The sequence below is a fragment of the Paenibacillus sp. J22TS3 genome, from assembly GCF_018403205.1.
GTDB classification, from domain to species: Bacteria; Bacillota; Bacilli; order Paenibacillales; family Paenibacillaceae; genus Fontibacillus; species Fontibacillus tuaregi.
Genome location: NZ_BOSF01000004.1, coordinates 394,802 through 414,609, shown reverse-complemented (window position 1 = coordinate 414,609; position 19,808 = coordinate 394,802). Strand labels below are relative to the sequence as shown.

The 19,808-nt window shown below is 48.4% G+C and carries 16 protein-coding genes; 11 read left to right on the top strand and 5 right to left on the bottom strand.

Annotated features, from left to right (window positions below; all coding sequences use genetic code 11):
- Nucleotides 1-13: 13 nt before the first annotated feature.
- Nucleotides 14-2,620 (bottom strand): winged helix-turn-helix domain-containing protein, encoded by a 2,607-nt coding sequence (locus KJS63_RS15365; protein ID WP_213619895.1) that lies wholly within the window; start codon nucleotides 2,618-2,620, stop codon nucleotides 14-16.
- 270 nt (nucleotides 2,621-2,890) lie between these two features.
- Nucleotides 2,891-3,640, bottom strand: a complete 750-nt coding sequence (locus tag KJS63_RS15360) for an SDR family oxidoreductase (RefSeq protein ID WP_213619894.1) — start codon at nucleotides 3,638-3,640, stop codon at nucleotides 2,891-2,893.
- A 206-nt stretch (nucleotides 3,641-3,846) separates the two neighbouring features.
- On the opposite strand from KJS63_RS15360, the gene KJS63_RS15355 reads away from it, so the two are divergent.
- The 6 genes from KJS63_RS15355 to KJS63_RS15330 all read left to right on the top strand — a co-directional run bounded on the left by KJS63_RS15355 (nucleotide 3,847) and on the right by KJS63_RS15330 (nucleotide 11,745).
- Nucleotides 3,847-4,662 carry a helix-turn-helix transcriptional regulator gene (locus KJS63_RS15355; protein WP_244862616.1) on the top strand — a complete coding sequence of 272 codons (816 nt, stop codon included), beginning with the start codon at nucleotides 3,847-3,849 and terminating at the stop codon, nucleotides 4,660-4,662.
- A 67-nt stretch (nucleotides 4,663-4,729) separates the two neighbouring features.
- Entirely contained in the window at nucleotides 4,730-5,746 is a 1,017-nt protein-coding gene (locus KJS63_RS15350; RefSeq protein ID WP_068621975.1) for a TIR domain-containing protein, read from the top strand.
- Nucleotides 5,743-5,916: a hypothetical protein gene (locus KJS63_RS15345; protein WP_157692457.1), complete on the top strand. Its 174-nt coding sequence runs from the start codon at nucleotides 5,743-5,745 to the stop codon at nucleotides 5,914-5,916. The genes KJS63_RS15350 and KJS63_RS15345 overlap by 4 nt, the downstream gene beginning before the upstream one ends.
- Nucleotides 5,917-6,164: 248 nt before the next feature.
- Complete coding sequence (locus KJS63_RS15340) at nucleotides 6,165-6,791, top strand: DedA family protein (protein WP_068614953.1); 627 nt, start codon at nucleotides 6,165-6,167, stop codon at nucleotides 6,789-6,791.
- 283 nt (nucleotides 6,792-7,074) lie between these two features.
- Nucleotides 7,075-9,069: a methyl-accepting chemotaxis protein gene (locus KJS63_RS15335; RefSeq protein WP_213619893.1), complete on the top strand. Its 1,995-nt coding sequence runs from the start codon at nucleotides 7,075-7,077 to the stop codon at nucleotides 9,067-9,069.
- Nucleotides 9,070-9,363: 294 nt separating this feature from the next.
- On the top strand, nucleotides 9,364-11,745 hold the full coding sequence (locus KJS63_RS15330; protein ID WP_213619892.1) for a transglutaminase domain-containing protein: 2,382 nt from the start codon (nucleotides 9,364-9,366) through the stop codon (nucleotides 11,743-11,745).
- Nucleotides 11,746-11,818: 73 nt separating this feature from the next.
- On the opposite strand, the gene KJS63_RS15325 is transcribed toward KJS63_RS15330, so the two are convergent.
- Genes KJS63_RS15325 through KJS63_RS15315 form a run of 3 tightly spaced genes read right to left on the bottom strand, consistent with a single transcriptional unit; the run spans nucleotide 11,819 to nucleotide 12,854 of the window.
- The gene (locus tag KJS63_RS15325; protein WP_213619891.1) at nucleotides 11,819-12,070 is read right to left on the bottom strand and encodes a helix-turn-helix domain-containing protein; all 252 of its coding nucleotides are present in this window, start codon (nucleotides 12,068-12,070) and stop codon (nucleotides 11,819-11,821) included.
- A 6-nt stretch (nucleotides 12,071-12,076) separates the two neighbouring features.
- Nucleotides 12,077-12,247, bottom strand: a complete 171-nt coding sequence (locus tag KJS63_RS15320; protein WP_213619890.1) for a YvrJ family protein — start codon at nucleotides 12,245-12,247, stop codon at nucleotides 12,077-12,079.
- Nucleotides 12,240-12,854: a sigma factor-like helix-turn-helix DNA-binding protein gene (locus KJS63_RS15315; RefSeq protein ID WP_213619889.1), complete on the bottom strand. Its 615-nt coding sequence runs from the start codon at nucleotides 12,852-12,854 to the stop codon at nucleotides 12,240-12,242. The genes KJS63_RS15320 and KJS63_RS15315 overlap by 8 nt, the downstream gene beginning before the upstream one ends.
- Nucleotides 12,855-13,481: 627 nt before the next feature.
- Between KJS63_RS15315 and KJS63_RS15310 the strand changes: the two genes are divergently transcribed.
- From KJS63_RS15310 to KJS63_RS15290, 5 genes are all read left to right on the top strand, one after another.
- Entirely contained in the window at nucleotides 13,482-13,997 is a 516-nt protein-coding gene (locus KJS63_RS15310; protein ID WP_213619888.1) for a mismatch-specific DNA-glycosylase, read from the top strand.
- 158 nt (nucleotides 13,998-14,155) lie between these two features.
- The gene (locus KJS63_RS15305; RefSeq protein ID WP_213619887.1) at nucleotides 14,156-15,154 is read left to right on the top strand and encodes a LacI family DNA-binding transcriptional regulator; all 999 of its coding nucleotides are present in this window, start codon (nucleotides 14,156-14,158) and stop codon (nucleotides 15,152-15,154) included.
- A gap of 164 nt (nucleotides 15,155-15,318) precedes the next feature.
- Nucleotides 15,319-16,788, top strand: coding sequence for a glycoside hydrolase family 32 protein (locus KJS63_RS15300; RefSeq protein ID WP_213619886.1), 1,470 nt, complete (start codon nucleotides 15,319-15,321; stop codon nucleotides 16,786-16,788).
- 42 nt (nucleotides 16,789-16,830) lie between these two features.
- The gene (locus KJS63_RS15295; RefSeq protein ID WP_213619885.1) at nucleotides 16,831-17,829 is read left to right on the top strand and encodes a PfkB family carbohydrate kinase; all 999 of its coding nucleotides are present in this window, start codon (nucleotides 16,831-16,833) and stop codon (nucleotides 17,827-17,829) included.
- Nucleotides 17,822-19,768: a sucrose-specific PTS transporter subunit IIBC gene (locus tag KJS63_RS15290; RefSeq protein WP_213619884.1), complete on the top strand. Its 1,947-nt coding sequence runs from the start codon at nucleotides 17,822-17,824 to the stop codon at nucleotides 19,766-19,768. Before KJS63_RS15295 ends, KJS63_RS15290 begins: the two co-directional genes overlap by 8 nt.
- Nucleotides 19,769-19,808: the final 40 nt, after the last annotated feature.

The window sequence follows — 19,808 nt, the reverse complement described above, 5'->3', positions numbered from 1 at the left end:
AGCTTGAAATGGTTCATTCCCCTGACAGCGTAAGCTCTTGTGCGGCGATTATGGCCTGAGTACGGGTAGAGACATGCAGCTTCTCGTACATTCTGGACAGATAAACTCTGACGGTTCCTTCTGTCAGCCCAAGCTCGGCTGCAATTTGTTTATTCGCAGCTCCCTGCTGCAGCAGCTTTAGAATCTTCTGCTCACTTGGATTAAGTGATTCGGTCTGGCTCTTGGTTCGGCGGCTGGCAATAGGCTTGTCTGCCTTTGGGAATAACTCCAAGAGTGACTGAACATAGGCATCAGATACCCCTTGGGTCTGCTCCTTGTTCATTCCACCCTCCCGCAATCTGGAATACACGCCAAGCAGCTCGCCCATTTCCGGGCCTTCATCTGCGAAGCTGCGTTTATATCCGTTCTGTTCTCCAATAATGAGAGCCTCGTGCAGCAGCGTAATGGCCGTGGTTCTCTGCCCCCACTGATGCTGGATCAGCGCTTGAAGGACCGTGATTTCCACAAGGCTTGCGAGCTGCTGCTCCCTTGCCGCCTGCGGCTTCAGCAGTTCAAGCAGGCGCAGGGCTTCGGGCTCCTTATGCTGACTGCCGAGTAGACGGGCAAGGGTTACATAATGGTATTCCTGATTATAGGTTGGTTTGTCTTTGCCCGAGATGCCGAGCTTAGCAGCTTCCTTCCTGGCTTCTTGAACTCTATTTTCCCGCAGATATATTCGTACCCGAAAGGAGGCAAGCAGCTTAGTCCAAGGCATGCCCTGCCCGGAAGCCTCCGCTTTGGCGGCAGCCTCGTCAATGGTATGATGAGCCATATGGAATCGTCCCTCCGACATATACAGCTTGGCCTCCATAATAACCAGCGGGACGATTAACCCCCAAATGTTCTTGCTCGTGGCTGCCCTTTCAATTGCAGGCATCAGGCTGCGGCATTCAGCCAGCTTGTTCCACTCATAATAACCTTCACACAGCGACTGCTTCACATATAAGTTAATGAGAGAATCCTGCCAGCCATGGGCTTCCAGAGCGCCTGTGAACATTGTGCCTATCTTTTCCGTATCCTCTGATAATACGCCGTTTAACCCCATTGGCGTACGCCTTACAAGTGGCTCCGTAAGGTTGTAATTAATATTGTAATAGGTCGGGTTCTCGGGAATTATGTTATCCAGAATGCCACCGATAAAAGCAAACCATTTGGCAAAATCCCTGTTCATGAATACCAGATTCGATCTTACAAATAAAATTCCACTCTGGAGCTGCGCTCTCCGCGCGGCATCTTGGACACTGCCCAGTGAGGTTTGGATGCGTTCAAGCTGGTATTCCGCCGTTTCGAGTTGTTTTGTCATCACAAGGACAAAGGTATGAAACAAAGACATTTCCAGCGATAAGTCATAATCAGCGGGAATGTTTCCGAACCAGTACAGAAGGGTCCCAAGCTCCCCCCGCTCAAGTGCGGCCGGAATGTGCCTGCTCAAATATCCCTCGGTTAAGGCATAGTCCTCCGCTGCAATCGCGTGTTCGATCGCCTCCTCCATTGCCCCGCGCCCAGCCAAATAATGGGCCGCTCTCACATGAAGACGGAGCCACTCCTCCCGGTCATTTCTCTTCAGCTGCTCCTGCAGAAATTGCGCAAACAGATGATGATAACGGAATTCATGATGCTCGGTATCCAGCGGGATGACAAACAGATTGAGGTCTTTGAGTGTTTCCAGCTTCTCCGGGCTGCCGGGATCGCCTGTTACATGCTCACAAAGCAGGGGATCAAGGCGGCCTAAGACCGATGTGCTCAATAGGAAATGGCGGATATCGGCGGGCAGCTTGGACAAGACCTCATGGAAAAGGTATTCAGCCACATCATGGCGGCTTCCCTTAAATTCCTCTATAAGCTTGCTGAAATTTCTATCCGAACGCAGGGACAAGGACATCAGCTGCAGACCCGTGGCCCAGCCTTCAATATGTCCTGAGAGCTGCCTGGCCTGATCCGCGGTAAGCTCAAGTCCGGCAAGCTCGCTATAGTACATCTGTGTTTCCTCATTGGTAAACTGTATATCCAAGGTGCGGATCTGGGTGCTCTCCTGCTTGGCAACCCATTTCATAGTAGAGAATGGCAGCTCGGCCCGGGTAGAAATTACCATATGCAGATGATCTGGCAGATACTCGAGGAAATAGGCTGTCTGCTCATGGATTTCCGGATTGGAGATGCACTGATAGTCATCACAGATCAGATCAACTGGACGAGGCAGTTCATACAGCTCGTTGTTTAAAGCATCCAAGAACGTAAGAGCAGACATACTGGGGAATGAGCTAGCCAGCTGCCTAATTCTTCCGGCGGATTCCTCACCGACCACTGCACACATGGCGTGGGCGACATAGCGCCAGAACCTGACCGGATCGTTATCCAGCTCGTCCAGACTTAACCAGGCGCAGGCTTGTTCGCGGCTGTGAACCCACTGGGACAGAAGGGTGGATTTGCCAAAACCGGCTGGGGCGCTAATCACGGTTAGACGCCCAAGGGTTCCTTGATCAAGGGCTTCCGTAAGCCGGCTGCGGGTGATCAGCTTCTCTTTGGGGGCAGGGACGGCAATTTTGGCTTTTAAAATAACGGAGTAGTCTGAAAGATTCATAGGTTCCCCTTATATGTTGATGAAATCTATCTTTAATATCAATGAACTAGTTCTATTCTCACATTAATCCCATTATATGAAAAAGTTGCCGAAAAGTTAACGTTTGTATATCGTTATACGGAGAAGCTAAACCGGATGATTTAGGCGATAGATATACTAGCTGCCGGAGAGAAGCTGAAATAATGGAGAAACAGAAGGGTACCGGGATAATTCCGGCACCCTTCTTCTTGCTGGTTTCAGCTTGGCAATACACCAAGAAGAAAAAAATAATTATACCAATATGGAGCCGCCATCCACCACTACAACCTGTCCGGTGGAATATTTCTCCTTCATTAAATAGAGAAAGACCTCAGCTCCATCCCCGGGCTCTCCCAAATATCCAACGGGAAGCGAGCTGGCAGCTGCTTCATACATGGCATCCCGCTCTGCTTCTGGAACCGTGTCCCATAACTCTGTACGCATTACACCAAAACAGGCCGTGTTGACCCGTATCGGGCCTAATTCAACCGCCAGCGCACGGGTCAGCGCTTCGATTGCCCCGCAGACGCTGGCGGCTACGGATAGACCCTTTGGGGGGCGGGTTCCGGCAACCCCAGAAGTGAACAGGATCGATCCGCCAGGATTGATATGCGGGCTGCCGTACTTCGCTGCCCAGAAGGCTCCCCAATAACGCAGGTTGAACATTTGACGTGCCGCCTCCGTATCCATGTCATGGAGATTTGTAAACTGTAATGAATCGCCTGCTGTATAGACCAAATGATCAAATTGACCTATCCCGTTGAAAAATGTGCTGATCTGCTCCTCACTCGTTAAATCAACGATATGTCCTTCAGCGCTTTGAGGGAGGCGGGAGAGAGCGGCATGCACTTTCTCCTTGCGGCTGGATACCACAACAACGGAGGCCCCTTCACCTGCAGCTTTCTTAGCGGTTGCAAATCCAATTCCTGAAGTTCCTCCAAGAAAGATAATACGTTTGCTGTTCAGCCCGCTTGTGGGTTGGTTAACTTCTTGGCTTGCCATATCAAATCTCCTTTATGTCTGTTGTTTTGGAAGGTTTAGGGTGATCTAGTGTTTACCTGTGCACGGCCCCTCCTGTACCGTAGGGGGATGAGTCGATTATAATCGGTTGTATAAACGGTACATAGAACTGCAGTTATAGTACTATTCAAGATATTAGTGGTATTTATACTGGTATGAATTATAACTGGATAAGAAGGTGTGTCCTTATGGTGAACCATGAAAAAAGACGCAAGGAGTTAGCTGATTTCCTGCGTACCCGGCGTTCGCGTCTGTCCCCGCAGCAGGCAGGTCTGCAGGTTGAAGCTTTGCGACGCCGTACTCCTGGTCTAAGAAGGGAAGAAGTAGCTAGTCTATCAGGTATTTCTTTACCCTGGTATACTGCATTAGAACAAGGGCGGGATATTCAAGTGTCCGATCAGGTTCTTGAGAGCCTGGTCCGGACACTCCGGCTGAGTAAGGATGAACGCAGGTATCTATATACACTGGCGAATCCTTTTATACAACAACCAGATCTCCACACAGAGGATGAGCATACGGCGCTGCCAGGATTGCAGCCTATTCTTGACAGGCTGGGGAACTACCCTGCTTATATCATCGATAATAGGTGGAACGTTACGTCCTGGAATCCAATGATTACTTCGTTATGCGGGGATTTAAAACGAAACACGGGGATCGAAAGGAACCTTCTTTGGCGTGTCTTTATCATGGAGAAAGTCAAAAAACAAATTCTGAATTGGGACAATTTCGCCGGTAAGCTGCTGGCCCATTTCAGAAGCCAGTATGCGATGAATCTTCAGGACCCATGGTATGAGAAATTGGTGGATGAGCTGTTTGAGCAAAGTGATGAATTTAGGTTATGGTGGGCAAAACATGAGGTTTCGGACAGCTTTGAGGGTGTGAAAATTATGGATCATCCCGATGAGGGTCATCTCACGTGGCATTATCACACGTTTGCTGTCTCCGAAGGTGGCAATTATATGCTAAGAGTCTACACGCCAGCGGTAAATTCGGGAGATGAATAAGTCATGATACCCATGTCACCTGTGATATAATGTAAAAAAGGGAGATTATGGTGACATGGGGGAAACAATGAGTAGACCATCCGTTTTTATCGGCTCATCAAAGGAAGCCATTCCGATTGTAAATGCCGTTCAGGAGGAATTGGAGCATTATGCGTTGGTTACGCCATGGCACCGGGGCGTGTTTCAGGCGGGCCGTTATACGATGGAAGACATTGAAATTCAGATTCGTGAGAGCGATTTCGCGGTATTTGTATTTCATCCTGACGATGTCACAATGATCCGGGGAAAGTTATATTATACGGCAAGAGACAATACGATATTTGAAATGGGACTCTTCTGGAGCCGGCTTGGCAGAGAGCGGGTATTCTTCCTGATGCCGGCCAATATTCCCGTTCAGAACCAGGAGGATGAAGAGCGGATTGAAGGCTTCCGCACCCCATCGGATCTTCTGGGAATGACCACACTGACGTATCAGTTCAACCCGAAGAATTGGAATTCCGCAGTGGGAGTAGCCTGTGGGAAGATGGGGACGGTCATTGAGGAGCTTGGCTGCAAGAACGCCGATCCGGCAGAGCTTATCCGCCGTTTGGAGGACGAACGGGAACGGCTGCTCAGAATCGTGGGCTTCTTCGAAGAGCTTCACTATAAAGCTTCGCTGGATACGGATTTGTATAACCGGATCTGCCGTGCGCTTAGGCTGTCTTTTGTCGCCGCTCCATACACGGTTAGCGGTTCGGCACTGTTCCGTGCCGATGAGCTTGTGATCCGCCAGGTTGGCAGTGACGGGGTTGGAGAGATTGGACGCGAGTATTCGCTTGAGGTTAATCAGGATAAGAAGCCCGGGCATGAGGTGATCCATGTCGTTGATGTCCATCTCAGCGGCAATGTATCTTTTAGCCAGCGTAACCGTAAATCCATTGTGAAGGAATATATCTTATGTTATCCTCTAGCTAAGAGGTATGTGTTCACTATCCATCTGAAAGGCACGGTTCAGGTGAATGAGACGCTGTTTGAAACGATTTGTTATGTTAACAAGACGCTCTTAGATTCAATCCACGATTTGCTGGGAGGGGAAACGACATGAAACCAAAATCAAGGCTGACTTTCGGAAGATACAGACTGAAAAGTCCGGTTCACCTGCCGGGTCACTTGAAGATCGTGCTGGCTCCTACTCTGGATGGGGTTGAAGAAGAGGCCTTTACGGTTCTCTTCGAACGTAAAGCCGAATACGATAAGCCGGTATACCGTATCTAGCCATGGCTAGTTAATAGAAAGGGTTGTCCCCGCTCACAGGATGAGCGTAGTGGACAACCCTTTTTTTTGCTTGTTCCTATGTGGGGAGGAATCGCTTTCCCGCTTCAACTGGCGCGGTAGGGTCTGGCAAGCTCCAAGACCAAAGTCCAGTACAAAGACTATACCAGAGCCAATTCCACAGTCTTCTTACAGAAGATACACTAAATGTATAATTACTGAGCAAATGAGGCTGTTAGGAGCGCTTATACATGGAATGGATTAGCAATTTGTTTGACTTGTATGGTTACTATGTGTTATTTCTCGGTTTGTTTGCCGAATCGGTTGCACTTCCTTTTCCGGGGGAATTGGCGATGGCTATTTCCGGTCATCTCTCCAGCGGAGGGAGCTTCAATCTGCCGTTAATCATCGTCTGTTCATATACAGGAGCAATAACAGGGACCCTGCTGACCTATGCCCTCGGCTACAAGCTGGGCACACCCTTTTTTGAAAAGTACGGGAAATACTTCTTTTTGAATCAGAAAAGATTGGATACCCTGTCCGTATGGTTCGACCGGTATGGCAGCCGGCTGATCTTCATCAGTTATTTTGTGCCGGGTCTAAGACACTTTACAGGCTATTTCTCAGGTATTCTCAGAGTTAAGCTGCGCACGTTCCTGATCTATAACTGTACGGGAGGCTTTCTCTGGGTTCTCACGTATGTGACCATTGGCAAAATATTAGGGCCAAGCTTTGAGCGTCTGCTTCACCTGGCTACGCAATATACGGGTGCTGCTGTGGCTGTAGCGGGAATTCTGCTTGTTCTATTCATCTTGTTTAAAAGAAACAAAGAGGCGATTCTAGGACGTTTCAGAAGACGTGGGCGCCAGAAGGGGTGAGGTAGCGTTCACTTACCGTACCCCTTGCGATTGTCCAGGTACACTCTTTAACATAACAAGACATACAAATGTTACATATTTTGGAGCTTTTAAGGCTGCATGCGGATTTATCTGTGTGAAGTCTTTTTTTGTATGAAACAGGCTCGGTATTTAGGTATGAAAGTCGAATTTTGAAGAATTTTAGCGAATTAATATACAATCCGGGGAAGCTCCACCCGATAAACAAATAGTCTGTTTATTTACATAACAAGAAATGTTTATTGGATCAGAGGGGGAACTTGGTTTGAAAAAGAGAGAGAAAAGATTCACGGTTCGGATGCGGCTTATACTTGCATTTCTCGGAGTGCTGTTGATTCCAACCACAGTGATTGGCACTTCTATTTTCGTTGCGTCAGCCGCTTCAATCATGGGGGATGTTACGAATAGTGCCAAAGAAGGCGTGAAAGTGGCCAGTAAGTTCGTTGATGAGAAGATATCGGCAAAAATGAGAAATATTAATTATCTGTCTACCCGAATTACATCGGATATGCTGAACCGTGAAAATACCCGCCTGCTTGATATTCTTCAGGAATATTTGGGAGTAAATGAGGATGTCGGAAATATCTTTGTAGGGACTACAGACGGGACGATGATCAGGGGAAAAAGCAAGAAAACGGATGATCCCAAATACGACCCGAGAGAACGTGTCTGGTACAAGGAGGCCATAGGAGGGAGCAAGACGGTTATTAGTCCGGTCTCCCTGAATACAGATAAGGTACCGGTTGTCTACATATCCCGGAGGCTGTCGGACGGGTCTGGCGTGATCGGGCTCACGGTGAATTTGCAGAGCCTGCAGAAGTCTATTGATATTAAGCTTGGAAGCACCGGGTATATCACAATCCTAGACAGCCAGAAGAACTATGTCATCAACCCGAAGGGAACTCCAGGGGAAGCAGCCAAGGAAGAATTTATTAACGAGATCTATAAGGCCAACGGTCAAATGACGGAGCTTGCTTCTAACTCCGACAGCAAGAATGTCAAAATTGAGACAATGACCAATGCGGAGACAGGGTGGAAAATAGCCGGAATTATTGATCAAGATGAGATCACGAACTCCGTCTCAGGTATATTCTACATCTCGTTATGTGTTCTTCTTGGAGCGATTGTGGTTACAGGCATCGTGGTCTACTTCGTGATTCGTTCGATCACAATCCCAATCCGGCGTCTGCAACAAGAAACACTTAGTGTAAGCCAGGGTGATCTGACAGCTGAGGTTAAAGCTGTCCGGAATGATGAGATAGGTGATCTTGCGATCAATTTCAGGACCATGGTAGAGAACCTCAGGGAAATGATCTTCCAAGTGCAGGATACGACCCGCAAAGTATCATCCTCCGCAGAGCAGTTGTCTGATGGTGCTGAACAAACCACACACGCGATTGAGCATGTCACGATCACGATTCAGGAAGTAGCCTCTGGAAGCGAGCAGCAGCTGCGCAGCGTTCAGCAAGGGGTGGAGATTGTGGATCAGATGAGCCAAGAGGCGGCTCATATTTCTGGAAATATGCAGGAGGTTACAGCCACCATTGAGGCAGCTTCCCAGTCAGCAGAAGCTGGTAACATGGCTGCGGATACGGTGGTTCAGAAAATTGACAGCATTCATATGACGGTAGAACAGCTTGGCGGGGTAATTCAGACGCTGAATGAACGGACAGAGGAAATCGGGGGGATCGTCAGTGTCATTGCAGGCATCGCCCAGCAGACCAATTTGCTGGCCCTGAATGCTTCCATTGAGGCGTCAAGAGCAGGGGAGCAGGGCCGGGGATTCGCGGTTGTGGCTTCAGAGATTCGTAAGCTTGCCGAAGGTTCGGCAGAATCGGCGCAGCAGATTTCTGAATTGATAGGCTGGATACAGACTGAAATGAAGCAGGCGATATTGGCCATGAAAGAGGCTAAGGAGCGCGTTGGAGAGGGGGTAGCCGCTGTTGATATTTCAGGCAGATCGTTTGCGGAGATTCGTAAGGCAGTTCAAGCTGCCGCAGACAAAATGAAGGCGATCGCGAATGCGGCTGTTCATTTAACTGAAGGAGCCGCTGGTGTGTCGCAATCGATTCAACATATTCAGGGCATTTCAGAGGAAGCGGCCGAAAGTACACATACGATTTCCGCTGCTGCTGAAGAGCAGTTGGCCTCGGTTGAAGAGATTGCATCATCATCTACGGAGCTCAGCCGGATGGCAGAGGAACTTGAGCAGCTGGTTGGCAAATTTAAGATAGACCATACTCAGGCGGAAAACAAGTAATGCAGGACTCGGACGAGAGCTGTTGAGAAGAATATTCGTACAAATGGAGTCAGCCGATCGGCTGACTCCATTTTTTTTAACATGACTAATCGTTACAGAATACGGCACTCTCAGTTTAAGTCTAATTCAGGGAAATCAAAGGGGATTGTGTTGGAATATATCAAAAATTACTTGATTTTGGAATCTTCCTAGTAGTAAAGTAGATTGGTATAAAATTCTATATACTTCTTAAGAACTCACAAAATCGTAAAGTTGTAGCTCTTGGGAGTGGACTGCTGAGAGGGGCATGAGAGTATGAAGAGATTGTTAGGGGGATTCTTGATTGCAGCGCTGCTGTTATCTGGCTGTGATGATGGCTCTGGACAGAACGCTGCAAAAAAAGCTGAAGCGGGCACAGGTGCCGCAACCAGATTGGCCAGCGGTGCGAAGGTCGCGGATTTGAAGAAGAAATATGGGGCACAGCCTTCTGACAAGGCAATTATGCCGCTCTATAACGTGGATCAGAAACAGGTATTGGAATTTAAATTTAATACCAAGTTCAAAGACCAGATTGCGGCAGACGTAGTAAGTATACATACGGATAGCAAGGCGTTGAAGGAAAGTGAGATCTTTACGCTTAGGGATTTTAAGGATAAAAACGCCGCGAAAGATACCGTAGAAGTAAAACCAACGGTTGGGGTTCTTGCCTCGGATGATAATCCGGCAGCATATGAGAAAGCGTGGGGCAATGCTCCAATTTATTACGCAAGAATCAACTACGATTTGAATGCGGATGTGCCGACCAAACTGGATCAGCCGCTGATTATACCGTTTACGATCAAGTCGGAGGTACCTGTTCCAACAGTTAAATATGAAATCAGCCAGGATGGCCGATTTAGGCTGAAATGGAACAAGGTGGAGGGCGCGGAAGGATACAGAATTTATAACCGCAGCAAAACTACCCTTATGAAGAACGAGAATAAGCCGCTAAGAGGGGCGGAAGAAGGGTATGCAGGTAACATTCCTCAGCTGGTGACAACAGTTACCGGGACTGAATTTGACGACTTTATGAAGGATGGACGTGGGGGACTCGGACAAAGCAGTGATGCGACGATTTCTCTACAGAATATGCTGGTTAAAGGGGAGTACTACGTAACTGCTATAGCAGGTGGCAAGGAGTCCAATTTCAGTGTGGGCGTCAGCACCGCTGATCTGTCAGAGCGTCTCCCGGCTGGGCTTGCGAAGTCTGACAATATTTTTCTTAAAGAGTATGACCAGGTTTCAGATATTCCCAGATCTGTAAGTGTGGAATTTATTGACGGATCTCACAGTCAACGGGATCTGATCTTTGATACAGCAAATCTCAAAATCCAAGAATACGGCTCAACAGAAGTACACTTCAAGGTTAAAGGAACAGCACTTAAAGGTTTTGTCCTTGTTAAGAAGGCAACTCCTGATGATGTCAAGCTGCTGGAAAGCAATGGGCCGGTTCAGGATACAAGCGGTTATGTTGAGCCGGAGAATACAACGGATTACGTCCCATCACCGGATGTCCCGACAATCATTGATACCACCAAGGGGAAGGAGGAGCCGAAGAAGGAAGAGGCTCCAGCTCCAACCGATAATCTGGTAGATGCCCAGAAAGATAACACCAAGAAACAGGTGGAGGAAGGAAACAAGCAGGAAGTTCCTGTACCGGAAGTTACTTCAGAGGCAGGAGTAAATGCAGACTCTGCTCTTGAAGAATATCTGGCTCTGAATATGGTTGATGCCAAGAAAGAAATTTCACTTAGCGCATTTCCGGAAGCTCAGAACTTTGAAACCCTGTCAGATGTGCTTCAGAAAGTGGTTTATCAGAATCCGTTGATTCTTGGGGTTAAGCAGTATAGATATGACTATGATACTTTGACTCTGGAAGTAAATTACGATGACACTGAAGAGCATATTAAGAAGAAGCAGGGCGAGATCATTGCGGAAGCCAAAAAGATTGTAGCTGCAGTAATCAAGCCGGGTATGAGCGATGATGATAAACGCAAGGCGCTTTATGATTATCTCAACGATAATACCAAGTATGATGATGAAGCTTTAAAGAGTGCGGAAGCAAGCGGCTTCAAGCAAGTGGATGAGAAGTATAGTGATTCGTTTAACACTTATGGAATCATGGTTAAGAAGGTGGGTGTCTGTGCATCCTACGCGGCGACCTACAAAATGCTTAGTGATCTGTCCGGGCTGAAAGCTATCACGGTCACTGGCTATATGAGCGGAGTTCCTCATGCATGGAACAAGGTGAAGATTGGGCAGGAATGGGTAAACGTGGATACAACGAATAACGCAACCAACTCGGGTGTGCCGTATCTGCTGTACAACTCTGACGATACTACTGCAAAATCCATAGAATATGAAACAGATCAGGCTTATTGGCTTGATAAGGAATTGTCAGAATTCAAATCTACCGATAATTCCAAGGACTATTATGTTATGAATGGCCTTGAAGTTAAATCGGTGACTGAATATGGAACCAAGCTCGCAGATCAATTGAAGTCAGGCAAACCGGTTATAGCTATCCGGATGGGGGCCAAGTTAAACGAAGATGAAGTGTTCGATGAGGCGGCCAAGGTGCTAAGCGAGGTGGCTAAGGATAAGCTTAAGACCGCCAAGCTTGCCACCTTGGGGACATATATTGTACTTAAGCCATAATTTGATTAAATATAATGAGCACAGAGAAGGAGGGTCAGCCGATCGGCTGACCCTCCTTTTTTGGATAAAACATCTATTCCCTTTGCTCCTTCTCCAAGGTGTGAATGAACTCTGTAAGTGTAGGTATGCGGCTTCGGTCGTAGGCGAGAATTTTCTCGGTTAGCTTCTCATGGATGCTCTGTTCCAGATCCTCCCGGTCCGACCGACCGACCGACCGGCTGTGCTTTTTGACCAGCGGAGCGAATTGGTTCAAAATTTGATAGAGCGCATCCCTGTCCCCTGACTGGGCTTTGGCTACCAGCTCAAGCAGTGTATTGTTCTCCATCGCGGGTTACTCCTTTGCTTTTTTTCTTTTATGGAAATCGGCGTCCAGTTCCTGAATCGAGTGGTCGAGAGCACTTAGCTTCTTCTCAAACCGGAAGAACAGATATCCAATGACGACAATGGGAAAGCCAACGTTGTTAACGGCGTGAACCAAAAAGTTAAGCAGAGCTTCATCCACTTTTCTTCACCCCTTTCGATTGAACAGAGGAACGCAGCTTGTGCAGTGCCTGCTGCCGGGTCTTGAATACGGCCTGTGGGCTAACTTGTAGGCTTTGGGCGATTTCGGTATCCCTGTAACAAAGCACGTAAGACATAAGCACAATCTGCTGCTGCTTGCCGGTTAACAGGCGGAACGACCCGTAAAGCTTCTCATCCTCAATGGTATCGGCGAACGAGGAGTACTCTTTGAAATAAAAATCGACGGATGGACCATACTCATACGGACGTGCTGGGTGGCCGTGTCTGTCTTCTGGCAGCGGCTGATCAATGATCAGCGGGTTGCGCTGCTGTATCTTTTGGTTCGACCGGATGAAGGACAGAGTTGACAGATGAATCACGGAGGCCACATACCGGATGAACCTGATCTGAAACAGATGCTCTTGGAAGGCACGTTGAATTTGATTCCAACAGTTCATACACCCTGTGAGAGCGTTTGCTAGAGTGATGACATGAGGAGTGTGACGGAAGAAGGACTGGATAACCGGATTCTGGAAGGCGACTTCATGAACAGCTGCATAATGCTCAAATATCGTTAGCTCATCGCGGGTTAAAGCTCTTACTTTCATAAGTCTAAACCCCCTTCGTTATGATGACTCCTTACACTTAAGATATTAGAGGATTATCCAAAATAAACCTGTATTTGAACGTATGTTCTTATTTTTAGAAAAAAATAATAGTGCATTTACTGGAGTTCAATTATTTCACAGCTGGAATTTTCTTACAAGGGTCTAAAGGGCTGAAATGAAGCGGATTGCTGTTATCATTCATAGGGTAAGTTGCAGACTAGAAACAAGTTTGGCAGCACGGGTACATAGAGGGGCAAGAAACGGTGGTTGAATAATCACAGACAGCACGGCGAGACAAACAAAACAACACGACATTTGCAACCAAGACGATTTGACGAAATGTAATCTTATCAATCTGGCACGACAACCCCTCCCTCTGTTTATTTAAGCTTTTACCTGGTAATCTTAGGTCTTTGTTTGGTTCTATCTATAGAGGAGGTATAGAAGAACAAGGTGATCTGGCTCTAGCCAAGTAAAAAGCTTATATTATTAAAGTGTCCCAACTTATGGGAAAAACAACCTATTTTACGGGTTTTTTATCAATTTTGTCAGTGATTTTTCTCTCACTTGATCTTTGAATGCTTTACCGCGTCATAGGGCTTTTAGAAGGAAGGAGGTAAATAGACCATGCAAGAAGTCACAGACCATCTGGATTACGGTCTCCAAATTGTGTTTATCGGTTTCAATCCAAGTCTTCGCTCAGGGGAAGTCGGGCATCATTATGCCAATCCCCGGAATAACTTCTGGAGAATTCTGCATCAATCCGGCCTCACTCCCCGGCTGTACGATCCTTCAGAGGATCAGGATCTGCTCAAGCTGGGATATGGCTTTACGAATATTGTCGCGCGGCCTACTCGGGGCGTTGAAGATATTAGCCGGGAGGAATACCGCGAGGGAAGGGAGATTCTTGAGGCGAAGCTTAAGACCTATCGTCCGCAAATTGCCTGCTTTGTAGGCAAGGGGGTCTATACGGAGCTTACGCGGAGGAAGAAGGTAGCCTGGGGATTTCAGCAGGATTCCTATGTTGAGGGTATACATGAATTTGTAGCCCCTTCTTCAAGCGGTTTGGTCCGTATGCCTATGGATGAGATTGTCGCTATCTACAGACAGCTGCGGGATTTTATCTCCCCGGATCAGGAATAGGGGTGCTGATATTTCGACTTAATCTCTATTGGCTTCTGGTTGGGAGTGGGGCAGATGCAGCCTGAAATTTCAGAGATGGTGGATGCTGCTTGATCAAACCAAGTATAATTGGGATGGACAGAGCATTCTATCGCCAATAATCATGTGAAGGTGAACAAATGATAAAGACGATTTCAGATATTGCCCGGATCGCAGGTGTATCTAAGAGCACGGTATCCCGTTATTTGAACGGGGGATCGGTCAGTGAGCCAACCAAGCAGAAGCTTGAGCAGATTATTAAGCTCAACAATTATGTTCCTAATACATTTGCTCAAAGCCTGAAAGCTAAAAAGACCAGTATCATTGGGACGGTTGTGCCTAGACTGGACTCTTTTGCAACCTCGCAAACCCTGATGGGGATTGATGAGGAGCTTAGGAACTTTAACTATCATATGCTGATTTCAAATACAAGCCAGGATATGCAGAGGGAAATAGAAGCGATCTATGATCTGGCAAGACAAAAAATCTCCGGTATTATTCTGCTGGCCGCTCAAGTGACCGAAGGCCATCTTAAGGCCATCCGGGAGATTGAGATTCCAGTCCTGCTGGTCGGGCAGCAGCATTCTGAGCTGCATAGCTTGATTCATGATGATTTTCAGGCCGGTTATACAATGGGCAGGCATGTGCTCGCGAAAGGGCACCGGAGAATTGCCTATCTGGGTGTGACGGAGAAAGATGTGGCTGTAGGCATACACAGGAAAGAGGGGTTCAAGCAGGCTGTAAGTGAAACAGGAGACTGTGAGGTAAGGTACTTTGAGACGGGATTCAACATGGCGGATGCCGTGGCAGCGTCATCCCGAATCCTTGAACAATATGACCCAACGATCATTGTATGCGCAACCGATAATATTGCCCTTGGGGTATTCAAAACGGCTTATTCGAACCACATTTCGATTCCATCGGGTCTGTCTGTTACCGGTTTTGGTGGGTATCAGATTACAGAGATTATTCATCCAGCCCTGACTACAATTAAATTTTACTACTCGCAGGCGGGAAAAATGGCAGCACAGAGCATTATCAAATTGGTGAATGAAGAGCAGGTGGATCGATTAACCATACTGAACAATGAGCTGATTGACCGGGAAAGCGTTGACAAAGTTTTGAGCTCTGATTTATAATTTCATTGGAACCGGTTCCGTCGCGGTTTATGCAAGAGCTTAGGCACGTGGAACCGGCCCAAAATTTTTTTACTGTGAATTGGAACCGGTTCCTCTCTTTTTTTAGCTTGTTTTGGAACCGGTTCCGTTTTGGCGAAAATCCTATTTCCTAATGGAGAACAATCATGAATATGTCACGAATGCAAAAGTACCGACGGATTGAGCAGGCGGCGCCGGGCGAACTAGAACGGCTTCGGGAACAGGTCAGCCGTTGCCCATGGAGACAGACCTTTCATATACAGCCATCCACTGGGCTTCTTAATGATCCAAACGGGTTTGCATACTACCAAGGAGAGTATCACTTGTTCTATCAGTGGTTTCCGCTGGGAACTGAGCACGGGATGAAATATTGGTATCATATGAAGTCCGCTGACCTTGCACATTGGCAGGATGTTGGGATTGGGATCGAGCCGGGAGGCCCTTATGATTCCCATGGAGCTTACTCCGGAAGTGCCATCGAGAAGGATCATAAGCTGTATTTGATGTATACCGGGAATACGCGTGATGCGGACTGGATCAGGAATCCTTACCAATGCATCGCTGTGATGGACGAACACGGGAGAATTGTTAAGGAGGAGAAGCCTGTTATTTCCTCCGTTCCTGAGGGGTATACCGAGCATTTCCGGGACCCGAAGGTGTGGGCAGAGGCAGGCCAATACTACTGCGTTATCGGTGCCCAGCGCAGCAATCTTACGGGATGTGTGCTGTTGTACCGCTCACCCGACTTGAAGGAGTGGGAGCTTCTCGGAGAGATGGTGACCCGCTTGAGCCATTTCGGTTATATGTGGGAGTGCCCCGATTATTTTGAGCTTGCGGACCAGGGTGTTCTCATATTTTCACCACAGGGCATAGAGCCGGAGGGAGAACATTTCCGTAATATCTACCAGTCCGGTTATCTGACCGGCAAGCCGCTGAACCTGGACACGAGAGTATTCGAGCATGGTGAATTTCAGGAGCTGGACCGGGGATTCGACTTCTACGCTCCCCAGACGATGGCGGCACCGGACGGACGGCGTCTGCTGGTTGCCTGGATGGGACTGCCGGAAATCGGGTATCCGACCGATGGCAGCGGGTGGGCCCACTGTCTGACTCTCCCCCGGGAGCTATCCTTACGGGAAGGGAAGTTGATTCAGAAGCCGGCTAGGGAACTCAGCAAGCTTAGGAAAGAGATGACCCGGGCCCATCACTCCTTACATGATGAAACCCGCAGGTTGGATGGTTTCAGCGGAGCCTCCTACGAAATGATCTGTGAATTTAGTGCATATGATGCCGAACAGTTCGGCATTGAGTTTAGAGCCGGTGCCCATGAGAAAACAGTGCTGAAATATGATCGGCTCCGCAAAAAGGTCATCCTGGACCGCTCGTTATCCGGTCAGACGGTGGGAGAAGAGTACGGACTGACCCGGGAGTGCACTGTGGATGCCCCGGCGCTCAAGTTTCAACTGTTCGTGGATACCTCGTCGGTGGAGATCTTTATCAATGACGGTGAGGAAGTATTCACAAGCCGTATTTTTCCTGACAAGCTGAGTACGGAAATCCGCTTTTTTGCATCTGGAGGAAGTGCGGAGCTGGATGCGGTGGTGTGGAAATATTAATGCTAATAGCTTGTTTCAAATTTTATGCTGGAAGGTGACAGCGTGGGGAAGTTATACACAATCGGGGAAGTTCTAATTGATTTTATTCCACTGCAAAAAGGGTGCGCGCTTAAGGATGTCGTATCCTTCGAGCGGGCCGCTGGAGGAGCGCCGGCGAACGTGGCTGCTGCGGTTGCGAAATTTGGGGAAGAGGCGTCCATGATTACAAAGCTCGGAAATGACGCGTTCGGTGATTTCCTGCTGGAGCAGCTGCAGGCCGCTGGAGTCCAGACGGACCAGGTTTTGCGGACTTCACAAGCAAATACTGGGCTTGCCTTCGTCTCCCTTATGGACAATGGAGAGCGTGATTTCTCTTTTTACCGCAACCCGTCTTCCGATTTGCTCCTGACTGCGGATGAAGTGAACATGGAGCAATTTAAACAAGGGGATATTCTGCATTTCGGATCGGTAGATTTGGTGGACAGTCCAATGAAGCAAGCCCATATTAAGGCTATAGAAGCTGTTCAGCAGGCGGGCGGTCTGATCAGCTTTGATCCCAATGTGCGTCTGCCTTTATGGGACGACCCTGAAGCCTGCCGGCAGACGATCCTATCTTTTATTCCGCTGGCCCATCTCATTAAGATCTCGGAGGAAGAAATCGAATTTATTACCGGAATCCAGGACGAGGAGCAGGCAGTGGCCTCTTTATTTAAAGGAAATGTCCGAGCAGTGATCTATACCAAAGGTGCGCAAGGGGCTGTGCTGCACCTGCCGGATTATCAATTTAACGCAAGCGGATATAAGGTTGAGGTTCAGGACGCAACAGGAGCAGGAGATGCTTTTGTTGGAGGCTTCTTGTATCAACTCCTCGTCAGAAGAGCGGATCAGAGCAGCTTGAAGAACATCCTTCTTGCAGATCATAACGAGATTTTGAGATTTGCCAATGCAAGCGGGGCTTTGACGACCACCGGGAAAGGCGCGATTCCTGCGCTTCCGTCCAACCGGGATGTATTAAATTTCATAAATGGTGCAGCTAGAGAAAGGGGCGAGGAGAATGTCTGACAATCGGGATATAGCCAAAGAAGTTGTACAGGCCATAGGTGGGCAGGAGAATATAGCTTCTTTCGCACACTGTGCAACCCGTTTACGCATTATGGTTCATGACAAGGAAAAGATCGATCAGAAGAAGATCGAGAATATTGACAAGGTCAAAGGGGCCTTCTTCAACTCCGGCCAGTATCAAATTATATTTGGAACGGGCACGGTCAACCGGATTTTTGAGGAAGTAGAGAACCTTGGCATTACAGGAACGTCCAAGGAGGAGCTCAAGGGCCAGGCGAAAAAGCAGGGAAACGCGTTCCAACGTGCGATCCGGACCTTTGGCGATGTGTTCGTGCCAATCATTCCTGTGCTGGTGGCTACGGGTCTCTTCATGGGACTACGCGGTTTGCTCACGCAGCCCCAGGTTCTTGCGTTATTCGGGGCTGTACCGGAGGACATTCCGGCTAACTTCCTGCTGTTCACGCAGATTCTTACGGATACGGCGTTTGCTTTTCTGCCTGCATTGATTGCTTGGTCGGCGTTCCGGGTGTTCGGAGGCAGTCCAATCCTGGGCATCGTGCTTGGGTTGATGCTGGTGAATCCAGCGCTCCCGAATGCATATAGTGTGGCGAATGGTTCAGCTGAAGCACTGACCATGTTCGGATTTATTCCAGTGGTCGGGTATCAAGGCTCTGTGTTGCCTGCCTTTTTCATGGGCATGCTGGGGGCCAAATTCGAGAAGTTTCTCAGAAAACGCATACCGGAAGCACTAGATTTGATCCTGACCCCTTTCATCACCCTGCTCGTGATGATTACACTCGGTTTATTTGCGATCGGTCCGATCTTCCACTCTCTGGAGACTTGGGTGCTTCAAGGGACGACATTTGTGCTCCATCTGCCATTTGGAATCGCTGGCCTTGTAATCGGTTTCTTCAATCAGATCATTGTGGTTACAGGCGTCCATCATATATTTAACTTCCTGGAGATCCAGCTCCTGCAGAAGTATGGCAACAACCCTTTTAATGCGATCGTAACCAGTGCTATGGCCGCACAAGGGGCAGCCTGTCTCGCAGTAGGACTCAAAACGAAGGATAAGAAGTTAAAAGCACTTGCGCTGCCGTCTTCCTTCTCCGCCTTTCTTGGAATTACGGAGCCCGCGATTTTTGGGGTTAACCTGCGCTTTATGAAGCCGTTCATTATGGGGTTGATCGGTGGGGCGATCGGCGGTTTTCTGGCCTCCCTCTTCGGCCTGGCTGCAACTGGTATGGCCGTTACAGTTATTCCGGGGACGCTGCTGTATTTGAATAATCAGCTTCCGCTATACATTCTCTGCAACCTGGTTGCCATGGCAGTGGCTTTTGTGCTCACCTGGATGTTCGGTTATAAAGACAAGCTGCCGGAGATTGCCCCGGAAGCAGCTTCAAGCGGGAATTCAAAGTCTGGTAAAGCAGCCCCTGCTGACAAGGCGGCTCCGGCTCCGGTCACTCAATTGAAGGTGCTGGAGGTTTCGGCCCCTATTACAGGAACAGTGGTTCCACTGGAGACGGTACCCGATCCCGCATTTGCCCAAAAGCACATGGGAGAAGGCATCGCCATTGAGCCTTCCGAAGGCAAAGCGGTTGCTCCTTTTGACGGTACGGTTGCGCTTGTTATGGATAAAAGCAAACACGCCATTATTTTGGAACATGAGAGTGGTGTACAGATCTTGATTCATATCGGAATCAATACGGTGTCCTTAAAAGGGAACGGCTTTACCACCCATGTCCAAACCGGGGATCAGGTAAAAGCCGGGCAGCTGCTCATTGAGTTCGATATCGAAGCCATCCGGGCTGCCGGGCTGCCTCTGATCACTCCGGTTCTTGTCCCTTCAGGGCTGGAACAGGTGGCCGAGGTTGCACCAAGCGCAGCTGGAGATGTGACTGCTAATGAGAAAAGCGTTATGAAGGTGCACCTTGCCTAATGCAGTGCACTAGGCAAAGAGGCCGTCCAAATGGACGGCC